At 67.9% G+C, this 14,712-nt stretch carries 15 protein-coding genes and 1 riboswitch; of the genes, 13 read left to right on the forward strand and 2 right to left on the reverse strand.

Translation table 11 applies throughout. The annotated features are described in order from the left end of the window. On the reverse strand, window positions 1-213 hold a 213-nt coding region (locus tag KBW95_RS23620; RefSeq protein ID WP_211529482.1), incomplete at its 3' end, for a hypothetical protein. Between the two features lie 2 nt (window positions 214-215). On the opposite strand from KBW95_RS23620, the gene cobT reads away from it, so the two are divergent. From cobT to KBW95_RS23685, 13 genes are all read left to right on the forward strand, one after another. Then, window positions 216-1,250 (forward strand): nicotinate-nucleotide--dimethylbenzimidazole phosphoribosyltransferase, encoded by a 1,035-nt coding sequence (gene cobT / locus KBW95_RS23625; protein ID WP_211527003.1) that lies wholly within the window; start codon window positions 216-218, stop codon window positions 1,248-1,250. Continuing rightward, a complete protein-coding gene (locus KBW95_RS23630) occupies window positions 1,251-2,030 on the forward strand; it encodes an adenosylcobinamide-GDP ribazoletransferase (RefSeq protein ID WP_211527002.1) in 780 nt (259 codons plus the stop codon). 1 nt (window position 2,031) lies between these two features. Continuing rightward, window positions 2,032-2,571: a histidine phosphatase family protein gene (locus KBW95_RS23635; protein WP_211527001.1), complete on the forward strand. Its 540-nt coding sequence runs from the start codon at window positions 2,032-2,034 to the stop codon at window positions 2,569-2,571. 7 nt (window positions 2,572-2,578) lie between these two features. Next, a riboswitch (cobalamin riboswitch) is annotated at window positions 2,579-2,801 on the forward strand. Between the two features lie 65 nt (window positions 2,802-2,866). Next, on the forward strand, window positions 2,867-4,693 hold the full coding sequence (locus KBW95_RS23640; protein ID WP_211527000.1) for a TonB-dependent receptor domain-containing protein: 1,827 nt from the start codon (window positions 2,867-2,869) through the stop codon (window positions 4,691-4,693). A 23-nt stretch (window positions 4,694-4,716) separates the two neighbouring features. Next, window positions 4,717-5,739: an iron ABC transporter permease gene (locus tag KBW95_RS23645; RefSeq protein WP_211526999.1), complete on the forward strand. Its 1,023-nt coding sequence runs from the start codon at window positions 4,717-4,719 to the stop codon at window positions 5,737-5,739. 2 nt (window positions 5,740-5,741) lie between these two features. After that, window positions 5,742-6,515: an ABC transporter ATP-binding protein gene (locus tag KBW95_RS23650; RefSeq protein WP_211526998.1), complete on the forward strand. Its 774-nt coding sequence runs from the start codon at window positions 5,742-5,744 to the stop codon at window positions 6,513-6,515. Then, window positions 6,512-7,138, forward strand: coding sequence for a cob(I)yrinic acid a,c-diamide adenosyltransferase (gene cobO, locus KBW95_RS23655; RefSeq protein ID WP_211526997.1), 627 nt, complete (start codon window positions 6,512-6,514; stop codon window positions 7,136-7,138). The genes KBW95_RS23650 and cobO overlap by 4 nt, the downstream gene beginning before the upstream one ends. After that, window positions 7,138-8,439 (forward strand): cobyrinate a,c-diamide synthase, encoded by a 1,302-nt coding sequence (locus KBW95_RS23660; RefSeq protein WP_211529483.1) that lies wholly within the window; start codon window positions 7,138-7,140, stop codon window positions 8,437-8,439. The genes cobO and KBW95_RS23660 overlap by 1 nt, the downstream gene beginning before the upstream one ends. After that, window positions 8,436-8,996: a bifunctional adenosylcobinamide kinase/adenosylcobinamide-phosphate guanylyltransferase gene (gene cobU, locus KBW95_RS23665; RefSeq protein WP_211529484.1), complete on the forward strand. Its 561-nt coding sequence runs from the start codon at window positions 8,436-8,438 to the stop codon at window positions 8,994-8,996. Before KBW95_RS23660 ends, cobU begins: the two co-directional genes overlap by 4 nt. Next, entirely contained in the window at window positions 8,990-9,925 is a 936-nt protein-coding gene (gene cbiB / locus KBW95_RS23670) for an adenosylcobinamide-phosphate synthase CbiB (protein WP_211529485.1), read from the forward strand. The genes cobU and cbiB overlap by 7 nt, the downstream gene beginning before the upstream one ends. Further along, window positions 9,918-10,898: a threonine-phosphate decarboxylase CobD gene (gene cobD, locus KBW95_RS23675; protein WP_211529486.1), complete on the forward strand. Its 981-nt coding sequence runs from the start codon at window positions 9,918-9,920 to the stop codon at window positions 10,896-10,898. Before cbiB ends, cobD begins: the two co-directional genes overlap by 8 nt. Beyond that, a complete protein-coding gene (locus tag KBW95_RS23680) occupies window positions 10,895-11,767 on the forward strand; it encodes a cobalamin-binding protein (protein WP_211529487.1) in 873 nt (290 codons plus the stop codon). The genes cobD and KBW95_RS23680 overlap by 4 nt, the downstream gene beginning before the upstream one ends. Then, entirely contained in the window at window positions 11,764-13,218 is a 1,455-nt protein-coding gene (locus KBW95_RS23685) for a cobyric acid synthase (protein ID WP_211529488.1), read from the forward strand. Before KBW95_RS23680 ends, KBW95_RS23685 begins: the two co-directional genes overlap by 4 nt. A gap of 8 nt (window positions 13,219-13,226) precedes the next feature. On the opposite strand, the gene KBW95_RS23690 is transcribed toward KBW95_RS23685, so the two are convergent. Continuing rightward, entirely contained in the window at window positions 13,227-14,531 is a 1,305-nt protein-coding gene (locus KBW95_RS23690) for a metallophosphoesterase (protein ID WP_211529489.1), read from the reverse strand. Window positions 14,532-14,712 lie beyond the last annotated feature (181 nt).

A 14,712-nucleotide genomic window follows, 5' to 3' on the forward strand; every position in this document is an offset into this window, starting at 1 on the left:
TGTTCGACGAAGCGTTGTGTTCGTCAGCAGCAGAGAAGCGAGATTATGCGGTGTTTTGCGATGTTCGTCAACTTCTTTTCTTCCACCCCGTCGCCTGGATCGCTTTGCAGCGCTGTCCGCGTCGGGGAGCGAGACTATAGCAAAGCGCCGCCGTACTTGCAACGCTTGCGATTGTGATATCGTTGCCGCCGCCTTTTTGATCTTCTCATCCATTCATGCAGATCCCGACCATCTCCCCTATTCATGATGCGGCCCTGGCGCAGGCACTGAGCGACGCCATCAATAACAAGACCAAGCCGCTTGGCAGCCTTGGCCGCCTCGAAACCCTGGCCGCGCAACTGGGACTGATCCAGCGCTCGACCGACGTTCGCATCGATCAGCCGGCGATCATCGTGTTCGCCGGCGACCACGGCGTCGTGGCGGAAGGCGTATCCGCCTTCCCGCAAGACGTGACCTGGCAGATGGTGGAGAACTTCCTGGCGAACGGCGCCGCTATTAATGTCTTCGCCCGCCAGAACGGCGCCGCGCTGCACGTCGTCGATGCGGGCGTGAACCACGCGTTCGGCCAGCGCCCCGGCCTGATCGACAGGAAGGTGGCGAACGGTACCCGCAACTTCGCCAGGGAAGCCGCGATGACGCCACAGGAATGCGCCACCGCGCTCGAACACGGCATGACCCTGGTGCGTGACCTGCCAGGCAACGTGGTCGGCTTCGGCGAAATGGGTATTGGGAACACGACTGCCGCCGCGGCCCTCATGCACAAGCTCACCGGCGTGCCGCTGTCGCGCTGCGTCGGCGCAGGCACTGGTCTCTCCGCGGAAGGCATCCAGCGCAAGGAACAAGTCATCGCCGCAGCGGCGGCCCTGCACGCAGGCGTGAACGATCCGCTCGACGTGCTGGCCACTTTCGGCGGCTTCGAGATCGCCATGATGGCCGGCGCCATGCTGAAGGCGGCCGAGATGCGCAAGGTGCTGCTGATCGACGGCTTCATCGTCACCAGCGCCCTGCTGGTCGCCGCGCGCCTGCAGCCGTCCATTCTCGACTACTGTGTGTTCTCGCACTGCTCCGGCGAACACGGGCACGCGCTGATGCTGGAGCAGCTCGGCGCCAAGCCGCTGCTGGACCTGGGGCTGCGCCTGGGCGAAGGCACCGGCAGTGCGCTCGCCCTGCCGCTGCTGCATGCGGCCGCCAACTTCCTGAGCCAGATGGCGACCTTCGCCTCGGCCCAGGTCAGCGAGCGTTCCGCTTAAATGCACCAGCTGCGCCTGTTCTTCATCGCACTGCAGTTCTTCACCCGGCTGCCGATCCCACGCTGGGTCGGCTTCGAAGCCGCGTGGCTGAACCATGCGTCCCGCTACTTCCCGCTGGTCGGGCTGGTCGTGGGCGCCATCGCCGCCGCGGTATATGCGGCGGCGGCCCTGGTCCTGCCCGCGCCGGTGGCGGCCGTGCTCTCGACCGCAGCGACGATCTATATCACCGGCGCTTTCCACGAAGACGGCTTCGCCGACACCTGCGATGGCCTGGGCGGAGGCATGACGCGCGAGCGCGCGCTGGAAATCATGAAGGACTCGCGCGTCGGCGCCTATGGCGCGATCGGCGTCGTGTGCATGCTGCTCGCAAAATGCACGGCCCTGGCGACGCTGCCGCCGGCCAGCGCCATCGCTGCCCTGCTGCTGGCCCATCCGCTCTCGCGCCTGGCCGCGACCTCGCTCATCTGGACCATGGAATACGCGCGCGCCGAAGGCAAGGCCAAGCCGCTCGCCGAGCGCATGAGCGCCGGCGAATTCGCCATCGCCACCGCGACCGTGCTCCTGCCCGCCGCTGCGCTCGTCCTCAACGGCGCGCTCAGTGCGGTCGCCTGCGCCGGCGCCGTGCTGGCGGCAAGCCTCGCCGCGCTCTGGCTGGCCCGCAAATTCGAGCGCCGCCTCGGCGGCTATACCGGCGACTGCCTGGGTGCGGTCCAGCAGCTGTCGGAAGTCGCGATCTACCTCGCCGTGCTGGCCACGCTCGGCCAGGGCGCGCTAGCCTGACATGCGGCTCTACCTCGTGCGCCATCCGCAGCCGGTGGTGGCGCCCGGCCTGTGTTACGGCAGCACGGACCTGCCGGCCCTCGATGCCGGAATCGACAGCGCGCTCGACACGCTGTCGGGACTTGGCCTGTCCGACTTGCCCGTGTATTCAAGCCCGCTGCTGCGCTGCGCCGCACTGGCTCGCCGACTCTCGCCCGCCCCCGTATTCGATGCGCGCCTGGCCGAGATGAACTTCGGCGCCTGGGAGATGCGCAGCTGGGACGACATCCCGCGCGCCGAGGTCGACGCCTGGACGGCCGACCTGCTCTACTACCGCCCCGGCGGCGGCGAAAGCGTCATGGATGTCGCCGCACGCGTCGCTGCTTTCCACGACGAGATCCGCAACGAAGGCATCGAGCAGGCGCTCGTCATCTGCCACGCCGGCGCCATGCGCCTGCTGGCTTCTCTCCACCTCGGCGGCAGCATCGAAGAGGCCGCGCTGCGGGCCGCGCAAGCCCCTCACCGCATCGCCTACGGCGAGCTGCTCGTGCTAAAGAGGTAACAAAACCGTATAATGACGCCGTTTTGGTGCTCGCGCCTGTGTCCACAGGCGCAGTTAAACGGGAAACACGAAGCCTTTCTACAAGGCCAACGTGTGCTGCCCCCGCAACGGTAAGCAAGTGCCGCATTCGATGCGGCGAACCGTCTTCCTCGACCACTGTGCGTTCGCATGGGAAGGTCCGACGGCCACACTTGCCAGCCCGGATACCGGCCAAAAGGTGGGAACGCGTTCGCGCATTCCTGTTCAATCTGGCCCACGGGGACGTCGGCTGGTTGTCCATTGATAGAAACTGTTCATGAACTTTCCTGTAACACGGCAAGCGGCCGCAGTGTCGTTTGCGCTCGCCATTCTTTCGTCTTCCGCTTTCGCCAACGCACCTGCCTTCGACACCGTCGTCGTCACCGCCACCCGCACGCCGCAAAAGGCCGACGACGTCATCGCCGACACCACGGTCATCCACGCCGAAGAGATCACGCGTTCGGGCGCCGGCTCGGTGGCCGACATCCTGCAGCGCCAGCGCGGCATCGAGATCACCCGCAACGGCAGCGCCGGCGCAGCCACCAGCATCTTCCTGCGCGGCGCCAACAGCAACCAGGTGGTGGTCCTGCTCGACGGCGTGCGCGTCGGCTCCGCAAGCACCGGCGCGGCGAGCTGGAACGCGGTGCCGCTGGGCGCCATCGATCGCATCGAGATCGTCTACGGCCCGCTCAGCACCCTGTACGGCGCGGACGCCATCGGCGGTGTGATCCAGATCTTCACCCGCAAGGGCGAAGGCACACCCGTGGCCAGCGCTTCCGCCGGCGCCGGCAGCAACGGCACCCGCCAGCTCGACGCCAGCACCGCCGGCGGCCTGCATGCATTCAGCTACGCCATCGGCGCGGGCTACGAGGAATCCGACGGCTTCTCGGCCACCCGCCCGGGCGCCTTCGGCTTCAACCCCGACGAAGACGGCTACCGCCGCCGCAACCTGAATGGCCGCATGAGCTATACCGTCGCGCCGGGCCACGAGATCGGCGCCCAGCTCCTGGTCAGCCGTTTGCGCGCCCAGTACGACAGCGGCGCCGGCAGCTTCGACACCCACAGCGACCAGGACCTGGACACCGCCGCCCTGTTCATGAGCAACCAGATCCTGCCGAACTGGCGCAGCACCGTGCAGTTCGCGCGCTCGGAAGACAAGCAGCGCAGCGTCAGCAGCGCCGCGGCCACCGGCACCAGCCGGATCGACACCGTGCAGGACGAGTTCAGCTGGCAGAACACGGTCGCACTGGGCCCGGACACGCTGCAGCTGCTGTACAGCCACCGCAAGGAAGAGGTGCCGACGATGCAGCGCAACCGCATCACCAATGCCTATGGGGCGGTGTACTCGGCCAGGCGCGGCAGCCACCTGTTCGATGCGAGCGCGCGCCAGGACCGCTCTTCAGTGTACGGCAACAAGCACACCGGCGCAGCCGGCTACGGCTACGACTTCGGCAACGGCCTGCGCGCCAGCGCCAGCGTCGGCACCAGCTTCCGCGCGCCAACCTTCAACGAGCTGTTCTATCCAGGCTACGGCCTGGAAACCAACCAGCCCGAGAAAGGCCGCAACCACGAACTGGGCCTGCGCTACGCCGGCGGCCGCGTCGAGCTGGACGCGCGCTACTACCGCAATCGCCTGAGCGACATGATCGTCTCGGCCACGCCCTGCCCGTCCCGCGCCGGCAGCTGCGCCTACAACGTCAACGAAGCCCTGTTGGAAGGCGTGAGCGTCGGCGGCAGCACGCGCATCGCCGGCATCAACCTGCGCGGCAGCCTGGATTGGCAGGATCCACGCGACGAAACCACCGGCAAGCGCCTGGCGCGCCGCGCGAAACGGCATGCGAGCTTCGCCGCCGACTACACGGCCGGCACCGTGAAGGCCGGCGCCGAGTGGCAGCTCTCCAGCGGCCGCTTCGACGATGCAGCCAACCTGCGTCCGCTGGGTGGCTATGGCCTGCTCAACCTGTACACTACTTGGCAATTCACCCCGGAACTGTCGCTGCTGGTCAGGCTCAACAACGTCGCGGACAAGCACTACGAGCTCGCGCGTAACTACGGCACCAGCGGCCGCACCTGGTTCGCGGCCCTGCGCTACGGCATGCGCTGACGGGGACAACACAGAGACCTAGCATGCATCCACCCATCCGTCCGCTGCGCCAGCGCGCCCTGCTCATTATCGCCGTCCTGATGGCGGGCGCCGTCGCGAGCCTCCTGTTCGCCGGCATGACCGGGTCGATCCAGGTGCCGCTGGCGGAACTGCCCGAGGCGCTGCGCCAGCTCGCGCATGGCCGCGCCGAGTCGCTGCCTGCCTCGCTGCTGGAACTGCGCGCCGGCCGCGCCCTGACGGCCTTCGTTACCGGCGGCGCGCTGGCCCTGGCGGGGGTGATGATGCAGGCCCTGCTGCGCAATCCGCTGGCCGATCCCTACGTGCTCGGCATCTCGTCCGGCGCGGCGGTGGGCGCGCTGGCGGCGCTGATGATGATGGCCACGGCGGTCATCGTGGACGGCGCGGCCCTGCTGGGCGCGGTGACGGTCTCGATGCTGCTCTACCTGCTGGCCCGGCGCGACCTGCGCGGCGGGCTGGCGGCCGAGGGCGGCGCTTCGATGCTGCTGCTGACCGGCGTGATCCTGTCGGCCCTGTGCAGCGCCCTCGTCACCCTGATGCTGTCGATCGCACCGGAAGGCCGCCTGCGCAGCATGGTGTTCTGGCTCATCGGCGACCTGGCCGGCGCGCCGCTGCGCCTGACGCCCTGGCTGGTGCTGGGCGGCGCGCTGGTGTATGCGATGCGCAGCGCGCGCGCCATGAACGTGGTGGCCCTGCATGCGGAAGCCGCATCGACCCTGGGCGTGCGCGTGGGCGCGCTGCGCAAGGGCCTGTTCTTCGTGTCCGGCCTGCTGACCGCGAGCGCGGTGACCAGCGCCGGCTCGGTGGGTTTTGTCGGATTGATCATTCCGCACGCCTGCCGTTTCGCCTTCGGCCCGGACCACCGCGTGCTCATCCCCGCCGCGGTGCTGACCGGCGGCAGCTTCCTGGTGTTGTGCGATACCCTCGCCCGCACCGTGCTGGCGCCGCAGCAGCTGCCGGTAGGCGCCATCACGGCGCTCATCGGCGCACCGGTCTTCCTCTACCAGCTTCACCGGCTCAGGAAGTGATCATGCTCCGGACCCAAGACCTCCTCCTCAAGGCCGGCAGCCGCACCCTGATCCAGGGGCTGAGCTGGCACGTGGCTCCCGGCGAATGCTGGAGCATCATCGGCCGCAACGGCGCCGGCAAGAGTACCTTGCTGCGCACGCTCGCCGGGCTGCACCGTGCGGACGCGGGAACGGTGAGCATCCGCGGCCGCGAACTATCGGCCTGGAACCCTGCCGAGCTGGCGCGCGAACGCGCTTTCCTGGCCCAGTCGCGCCATGACGCCTTCGCCTACAGCGTAATCGAAACCGTGCTGTCGGCGCGCCATCCCTATCACGCCAACCGCTACTGGGAAGGCAGCGACGACCACCACGCCGCGATGCAGGCCCTGGACGCCATGGAAGTGGCCGACCTGGCCGCGCGCGATGTACGCACCCTGTCCGGGGGCGAGCGCCAGCGCGTGGCCATCGCCGCCATGCTGGCGCAAGAGACGCCGCTGCTGCTGCTCGACGAGCCGGCCAACGCACTCGACCTGGCGCACCAGGTCAGCACCATGGCCCTGTTGTCCCGCTTGTGCAGGGAGCAGGGCAAGACCGTGGTCATGATCGGCCACGACCTCAACCTGGCGCACCGCATCTCCAGCCACGCGCTGCTGCTCATGGGCGACGGACGCTGGCAGGCCGGCGCCGTCGACGCGGCCATGCAGCCGGCGCTGCTGAGCGACTACCTCGGCCATCCGATCGAGATGCTCGAGCATGGCGGCCGCCGCATTTTCATTCCCATCGAGGCAAGCCTATGAACGACATGACCCCAGACGAGATTTCCGCACTCAACGAGCGCCACCGCGCGCGCATGGAGCGCAAGAAGGCGGTCATCGACGCCAAGATCGCGGCGGCCGACAAGGAAATCGGCATCCTGATCGTCAATACCGGCAACGGCAAGGGCAAGAGCTCGAGCGCCTTCGGCATGGTGGCGCGTGCGCTCGGCCACGGCATGAAGGTGGGCGTGGTCCAGTTCATCAAGGGCGCCATGTCGACCGGCGAGGAACTCTTCCTGCGCCGCTTTCCCGGCGAGGTCAGCTTCCACGCGATGGGCGAAGGCTATACCTGGGAAACCCAGGACCGCGAGCGCGATATCGCCAAGGCCAACGAAGCCTGGGAGCAGGCCAGGCGCTTCCTCTCCGACCCGAGCTATGGCATGGTGGTGCTGGACGAACTGAATATCGCATTGAAATACCGTTACCTGGACGTGCACACCGTGATCGCCGACCTGCTCGACCGTCCCACGATGCAGCACGTGGTGGTGACGGGACGCGCCGCCCCGCCCGAGCTGGTGGCGGTGGCCGATACCGTGACCGAGATGAACGTGGTCAAGCACGCCTTCAAGGCGGGCATTGCGGCGCAAGCCGGAACGGAGTGGTGATGAAAACGCATCCTGGAGCACGCGTGGTCCTGGTCGCGGCCATGGCTTCCGGCCAGGGCAAGACGACGGTGACGGCCGCGCTGGCGCGGCGCCTGGTCCGCATGGGCAAGCGGGTACGCGTGTTCAAGTGCGGGCCCGATTTCATCGACCCGCTGCTGCTGGAGCGCGCCTGCGGCTCGCCGGTCTATAACCTGGACCTGTGGATGGTCGGCGTGGACGAGTGCCGCCGCCGGCTGGGAGAAGCGGCGCGCGAGGCGGACGCGATCCTGGTCGAAGGCGTGATGGGCCTGTACGACGGCTCGCCCTCGGCGGCCGACCTGGCGCGCGAATTCGGCATTCCCGTACTGGCCGTGCTCGACGCTTCGGCCATGGCCCAAACCGCGGGCGCGGTGGCGCAGGGCTTGCGCGACTATGGTCCGGTGCAGATGGCCGGCGTGGTCGCCAACCGCATCGCCAGTCCCGGCCATGCGGCAATGGTCAAGGCCTCGCTGCGCGACATCCCGCTGATCGGTTCCCTGCCGCGCCAGGACAAGCGCTTGCCGGAACGGCATCTGGGCCTGGTGGTGCCGGGCGAGGTCGAGAAGGTGGAAGAGCTGCTCGACGCCATGGCCGACCAGATCGAGTTCGACGACACGGCCTGGGACGCGCTGCCGGTCCTGCCCCCGACGCCCGTGCAGCCTGCATCCCCGGCTCTTCGGCCGCTGGCTGGGCGCACCATCGCCATCGCACGCGACGCCGCTTTCGTATTCGTCTACCCGGCCAATGCCGAGCTTCTACAGCAGATGGGCGCGCGGCTGGTCTATTTCGCGCCGCTCGACGACGAGCCGGTCCCAAGCGACGCCGACGCGGTCTACCTGCCGGGCGGCTACCCCGAATTGCACTGCCCCGCGCTGCAGGCGGCGAAGCAGTGGCGTACCTCGCTTCGCGACGCCCATGCGCGCGGCGTGCCGATCGTCGCCGAATGCGGCGGCATGATGGCGATTGCCGATGGACTGACCGACAAGCAGGGACAGCGCTGGCAAATGGCCGGCCTGCTCCCGGGCGAGGTGGTGATGCAGCCGCGCATCAGCGGCCTGGGCATGCATGCAATGCCGACCGCCCAGGGCGAGCTGCGCGGCCATACCTTCCACTACTCGCTCATGCATTCCGATCTGCAGCCGCAGGGACATACGGTCAAGCAGAACGGCAGCCAGGGCGAAGCCATCTATCACCGCGGCGCGCTCACGGCGTCCTACTTCCACGCCTACTTCCCGTCCAACCCGGAGGCGGTGGCGGCGATGTTCCTGGGACAGGCGCGATGAGCTGCACCCTCTTCTTCGGCGGCGCGCGCTCCGGCAAGAGCCGGCTGGCCGAGCGCCTTGCGCAGGATTCGGGCAAGGAGGTCGTCTACGTGGCGACCGCGCGCGTCGGCGACGGCGAGATGGCGGTCCGCATCGCCCACCACCGCAGCCAGCGCCCCGGCCACTGGCATACCGTCGAGGAGGAGCTGGCGCTGGCCAGCGTGTTGCGCGCATGGTGCGCGCAACAGCGGCTGGTGCTGGTCGACTGCCTGACGCTCTGGCTCAGCAACCTGATGTTCTCGGACGGCCGCGCCTATCCCGAGGTGGGCGAGGTGGCGCTGCCGCCGCGCTTTCATGCGGAGCGCACCGCGCTACTCGATGCGCTGGAGGCGGGACTGCCGGGCGATGTCGTCTTCGTGTCCAACGAAGTGGGCTTGGGCATCGTGCCCTGGGGCGCGGTGTCGCGCAGCTTCGTCGACGAGGCGGGACGCCTGAACCAGGAAGTGGCCGCGCGCGCGGACCGGGCGGTATTCGTGGCCGCGGGCTTGCCGCTGGTGCTGAAGGGCACTCCGTGCTGATCGGCTTGTCCCCGCCGGCGCTCGCCCTGCTCCTGGTGGCCGGCATCGTGCTCGACCTTCTATTGGGTGAAGTACGGCGCTGGCATCCGCTGGTCGGATTCGGGCGGCTGGCCGCCTTCCTGGAGCGTCGCCTGAACCGTGGCGGCGCGCGCCTGGTGCGTGGCGCGGGCGCATGGCTGCTGGCGGTGCTGCCGCTGAGCCTCTTGTTCGCCGTACTGGCCGATGCCGCCGGACTGTGGCTGCATGCGCTCCTGCTGTATGTCTGCATCGGCCTGCGCAGCCTGCGCGACCACACGCTGCCGATCTACGCGGCGCTGCGCGAAGGCGACCTGGCCCAGGCGCGCCTCCTGACCGCGCGCATCGTCAGCCGCGATACCGCCACGGCGAATGAACCCGACCTGGCCAAGGCCAGCGCCGAATCCCTGCTCGAGAACGGCAACGACGCCGTGTTCGGCACCCTGTTCTGGTTTGTCGTTGCCGGCGGACCGGGCGCGGTGCTGTTCCGGCTGGCGAACACGCTGGACGCCATGTGGGGCTACCGCAACGAGCGCTACAACCTGTTCGGCCGCTGCGCGGCGCGCGTGGACGACGTCCTGAACTACCTGCCGGCGCGCCTGACCGCGCTGTCCTACGTGCTGCTGGCCGGCGCCGGCCGTGCGCGCGCCTGGCGCTGCTGGCGTACGCAGGCGCCGATGTGGAGCAGTCCGAATGCCGGGCCGGTAATGGCCAGCGGCGCGGGCGCACTCGGCGTCTCGCTGGGCGGCGCTGCAAGCTATGACGGCGAAGTTGAACAGCGTCCGCAACTCGGCGCGGGGCCGGCGGCATCAGCGGCCGACATCTTGCGTGCCTGGCGGCTGGTCTTGAAGACAACGCTGTTATGGACGGCTGCGGTATGCGCGGCAGCGATCGGGGTGAGTGCGCATGCTTGAACACGGAGGCAATCTGCGCGACGCGGCGCGGCGCTTCGGGCGCAGCGACTGGATCGACCTATCGACGGGCATCAATCCGCATGGCTATCCTATCCCCACCCTGGCGCCGGACGCCTGGCATCGTCTTCCGGAACCGGATGCGCGCCTGGCCGATGCGGCCTGCACCTATTACCGCGCGCCGCAGCTCTTGCCGGTGGCCGGTACGCAAGCCGCGATCCAGGCATTACCACGCCTGCGGCCGCCTTCGCGGGTGGCCGTGTCGGCGCCCTCGTATGCGGAGCACGCCCATCACTGGGGCCTGCACGGCCACATGCGCCGGCTGGTGCCGTATGCGGACCTGGACCGGGCGGTGGACGACAGCGACGTGGTCGTGGTGGTCAATCCCAATAATCCGACTGGCGAGACGGTGCCGCCGGCGCGCCTGCTGGACTGGGCGGCGCGCCTGCGGGCACGCGGCGGCTGGCTGGTGGTGGACGAAGCCTTCGGCGATACCGCACCCACGCTCAGCGTCGCGGCGCATGCGGCGCAGCCCGGCCTGATCGTCCTGCGTTCGGTCGGCAAGTTCTTCGGCCTGGCCGGCTTGCGGCTGGGCTTTGTCGCGGCGCATGAGACGGTCCTCGCCGGCCTGGTCGACCTGCTCGGGCCCTGGGCCGTCAGCGGTCCCGCGCAGGACATTGCCTTGCTGGCGCTGAGCGATACCGCCTGGCAGCAGGAGACGCAGCGGCAGCTGGACAGCTCGGGAAGACGCATGCGCGCGCTGCTGCAGGCGCACGGTATCGAGGCAAACGGCACGCCCTTGTTCCAGTGGTGGCCGGAAGCGCAGCCCGAGGCATTTCACGAACACATGGCGCGCCGCGGCATCTGGTGCCGGCTGTTCCGCGAATCCGCGCGCGGCGTCCGCCTCGGCCTGCCGGCCGGCGAGGAAGGCTGGCAACGCCTGGATCAGGCATTAAGCGAATGGAGCAAACGATGAGGAAAACGATGCTGCTGCTGGCCTGCGCGCTGGCGGTCCAGGCCCAGGCCGCAATCACGGTCAAGGACGATGCAGGCAGATCGGTCACGATCGCCAAGCCCGCCGAGCGCGTGATTTCGATGGCGCCGCACGTCACCGAGATGCTGTTCGCGGCGGGCGGCGGCAAGCGCATCGTCGGGGCGGTGAGCTATAGCGACTATCCGGAGGCGGCCAAGAGCATCCCGCGCATCGGCTCGAACCGCGAGATCGACATCGAACGGGTGATCGCTCTCAAGCCCGACCTCATCGTCGCCTGGATGCACAACAGTTCCGAACGCCAGATCGAGATGGTCAAGCAACTGGGCATCCCCGTGTTCCAGAGCGACCCGCAAACCTTGGAGAACATCCCCGAGAATGTGGCGCGGCTCGGCCAGCTGATGGGCACCGACACGGAAGCCAGGGCCACCGCTGCCCAGCTGCGGCAGCAGCTTGCCGGCCTGCGCGCGCGCTACGCGAACCGGCCGCCGGTGCGTACCTTCTACCAGGTGTGGGACAAGCCGCTGTACACGCTCAGCGGCAAGCACATCGTCACCGACGCGCTGCGCCTGTGCGGCGGCGAGAACATCTTCGACAAGTTGGCGACGACGGCGCCGATGGTGTCGGTCGAAAGCGTGCTGCAGGCCGACCCTGAAGCGGTGATCGGCACGGCCGAGAAAAACTATGGCGGCGTGGGGCTGTGGGAGCCCTACCGGAGCATGCTCGCGGTGCGCAAAAACAATCTGTTCACGCTCGACGGCGACCTGCTCAACCGCGCGGGTCCGCGCATGATCCTCGGCGCCGCCGCGCTATGCGACAAGCTCGAGCTGGCGCGCCAGCACCGCGGCAAATGAGCAGCTTCCCCTACCAGACCCTGATGGTGCAGGGGACGACCTCGGACGCCGGCAAGAGCACAGTGGTGGCCGCCCTGTGCCGCCTGCTCAAGCGGCGCGGATGCAAGGTGGCGCCGTTCAAGCCACAGAACATGGCGCTCAACAGCGCGGTGACGGCGGACGGCGGCGAGATCGGCCGGGCGCAGGCGCTGCAGGCGATCGCCGCCGGCGTCGAGGCGCACACGGACATGAACCCGGTGCTGCTCAAGCCATCGAGCGACGTCGGCGCCCAGGTCATCATCCATGGCCGCGTGCGCGCGGAGATGAATGCGCGCGACTACCACCAGTACAAGACGGTGGCGATGGAAGCGGTGCTGGAATCGCACCGCCGCCTGTCGGCACAGTACGAAGCCATCATCGTCGAAGGTGCGGGCAGCCCGGCGGAGATCAACCTGCGCGACCGCGACATCGCCAACATGGGCTTCGCGGAAGCGGTCGACTGCCCGGTGATCCTGGTGGCGGACATCGATCGCGGCGGCGTGTTCGCGCACCTGGTGGGCACGCTGTCCTGCCTGTCGGAGTCGGAGCGGCGGCGCATCGTCGGCTTCGTGATCAACCGCTTCCGGGGCGATATCTCCCTGCTCGAGCCGGGCCTGGAGTGGCTGGAAGAGAAGACCGGCAAACCGGTGCTGGGCGTGCTGCCCTACCTGCACGGGCTGTATCTGGATGCGGAAGATGCGGTGCAGCCGGCGCAAACGGGACGCGGACACTTCCGCGTGGTGGTGCCCAGCCTGCCGCGCATGAGCAATCACACGGATTTCGATGCGCTGCGCGCGCATCCGGACGTCGACCTGCGCTTCGTGCGCGAAGGGGAAGCGATTCCGCCTGCTGACCTGATCGTTCTACCGGGGAGCAAGAACACGCGCGGCGACCTGGCGTGGCTCCGTCAGCAGGGATGGCCGGAGCAGCTGGCGCGGCACCTGCGCTATGGCGGGAAGGTCATCGGCATCTGCGGCGGTTTCCAGATGCTCGGGACTTCAGTGTCCGATCCGCACGGCCTCGAGGGAAAGCCTGGGACATCCGAAGGCCTCGGGCTGTTCGAGATGGATACCGTGCTGGCGCCGGAAAAGCGTCTGGCGCAAGTGAGCGGTTACTGTGCTTTTGGGGCTCGCCAGGATGCGCGCGTCCAAGGCTACGAGATACACATGGGTGTTTCAAGCGGCGCGGCCTTGGCGTCGCCCGCCTTCCTGGTCGATGGACGCAAGGAAGGCGCGATGTCGCAGGATGGCCAGGTCCTGGGGACCTACTTGCATGGCCTGTTCGACCACCCCGACGCTTGCCACGCCTTGCTGCAGTGGGCGGGGCTGCGCAGCGAGACGCGCGTGGACGCGCATGCCCTGAGGGAGGCCAGCATCGACCGGATCGCGGATGCGGCCGAGGACATGTTCAGGAATTTGATTGCGCTGCGCTGAGGTGCGCTTCAGTAAGGATGGGGAATGCGCGTTTGCGCATAGCCGGAACTGATCAGGGCCGACAGCATCCGCCAGTCGCCGGACTCGCTCACCGCAAACGCTCGCGTTCTGCGTTCACGCGATTCGTCCAGCTGGCGGGGGACGCCGGTCGATACGGCGCTGAGCCGGCCGTCTTCGATCAGCAAGGCTTCCGGCCGCGCGGTATTGCTGTTGACGTTGATGCCCCACACGCGGCCATCGTAGAACGGAAGCACCCCATCGACCTGGGTATGACCGACCACGATGTGATCCACGCCGAAGCGCTCCAGTACCTGCGCCACGTCGCGGTCGCTGGCCTTGGGATAGCGATCCTCGGCGGGTTCGAAATACCCGCGGTACTGGGTCAGGCCGGCCGGTCCCAGTGCGGCGTCCAGTTGCGCGCTTTGCGTGGCGGCGCCGCTCCAGTACTGGACCATGGCGCTGTTGATTTCTTCGAGGGACACGCCGGAGGCGGCGACCTCCGGGCTGATGCCGCCGTGAGTGATGAGGACCTTGCCGGCCTTGAGTGCCAGCGGCTGGCGGCGCAGCCATAGGCCGATGACGGTATCGCCCGCGAAGGCCCCGGCCTGGCCGCCCAGCTGGCCCAGAGCATACAGGTGTTCGTGGTTGGCGCGGGAGATGATCCCGCGCAGCATGTACTGTTCGTGATTCCCCAGCAGCACATGGACCGCGCCGCCGGCGTCGCTTGCCTGCAGGCTCAGTCGATAGAGTTTCCACAGCACGGGGAATACATCGCGTCCGCGGTCGACCGCGTCGCCGGCGATCACGAGATGGTTGCGGCCGTACTGCCATTGTCCGTTCGCATCCGTCACGCCGAGCGAGGTCAGGGCCTTGTCCAGGAAGGTGATGTTGCCTTCGATGTCGCTCAGGACGAGCATCTTTCCGGGTGGGTCGATGACGGCGCGGGACTCGGCCGGGATGCGGTTAACCGGATAGACGCTGTGTTTTCCTGCGCAGTCGATGGACAGCTCGCTGTCTTTACCGGTGCGGCTGAAGACACGGTCTTCGCAGAACCAGCTGGCGGTCCACTCTCCGCTTCCCGAGCGGCGCACGACCGGGCCGTCCAGGAAACCGGGGATCCGGACGGCATCGCCGGTGCCGGCATACGTGGGGAAGCCAGCATTGCCGACGCCGATCGGTATCAGCAGGCGCTTGTGGACACCGTGCTCGGTGCGCTCGACGCGCGAGTTCGACAAAGAGATCGCCAACAGCACGACCAGCAAGAGGACCACGCTCAGCAGGATGCGCAGCGTGATAGTACGAAATCGTTTCATCAGCCGTTCAGTGTTAGTTAAAACGACGGCAAGTGTAACGTTTGTGACATCGGAAATCAGCAGAAGATAGACGAACCTGACAACTCTGCTAGCTCTCCGACCCGGCGCCGGGACGACTCTGTCATGTGGAGAAGCACAAAGCAAAAAACCCCACCCGAGATCACTCGAGTGGGGTTCTGCT

Source organism: Massilia sp. ZL223, from assembly GCF_018119395.1.
In the GTDB taxonomy this organism is placed as follows: Bacteria; Pseudomonadota; Gammaproteobacteria; order Burkholderiales; family Burkholderiaceae_D; genus Telluria.

Excerpts from the sequence above, each read along its gene's own strand:
- cobT (WP_211527003.1), top strand. The coding sequence starts at position 216 with ATGCAGATCCCGACCATCTCCCCTATTCATGATGCGGCCCTGGCGCAG.
- KBW95_RS23630 (WP_211527002.1), top strand. The coding sequence starts at position 1,251 with ATGCACCAGCTGCGCCTGTTCTTCATCGCACTGCAGTTCTTCACCCGG.
- KBW95_RS23635 (WP_211527001.1), top strand. The coding sequence starts at position 2,032 with ATGCGGCTCTACCTCGTGCGCCATCCGCAGCCGGTGGTGGCGCCCGGC.
- KBW95_RS23640 (WP_211527000.1), top strand. The coding sequence starts at position 2,867 with ATGAACTTTCCTGTAACACGGCAAGCGGCCGCAGTGTCGTTTGCGCTC.
- KBW95_RS23645 (WP_211526999.1), top strand. The coding sequence starts at position 4,717 with ATGCATCCACCCATCCGTCCGCTGCGCCAGCGCGCCCTGCTCATTATC.
- KBW95_RS23650 (WP_211526998.1), top strand. The coding sequence starts at position 5,742 with ATGCTCCGGACCCAAGACCTCCTCCTCAAGGCCGGCAGCCGCACCCTG.
- cobO (WP_211526997.1), top strand. The coding sequence starts at position 6,512 with ATGAACGACATGACCCCAGACGAGATTTCCGCACTCAACGAGCGCCAC.
- KBW95_RS23660 (WP_211529483.1), top strand. The coding sequence starts at position 7,138 with ATGAAAACGCATCCTGGAGCACGCGTGGTCCTGGTCGCGGCCATGGCT.
- cobU (WP_211529484.1), top strand. The coding sequence starts at position 8,436 with ATGAGCTGCACCCTCTTCTTCGGCGGCGCGCGCTCCGGCAAGAGCCGG.
- cobD (WP_211529486.1), top strand. The coding sequence starts at position 9,918 with ATGCTTGAACACGGAGGCAATCTGCGCGACGCGGCGCGGCGCTTCGGG.
- KBW95_RS23680 (WP_211529487.1), top strand. The coding sequence starts at position 10,895 with ATGAGGAAAACGATGCTGCTGCTGGCCTGCGCGCTGGCGGTCCAGGCC.
- KBW95_RS23685 (WP_211529488.1), top strand. The coding sequence starts at position 11,764 with ATGAGCAGCTTCCCCTACCAGACCCTGATGGTGCAGGGGACGACCTCG.
- KBW95_RS23690 (WP_211529489.1), bottom strand. The coding sequence starts at position 14,531 with ATGAAACGATTTCGTACTATCACGCTGCGCATCCTGCTGAGCGTGGTC.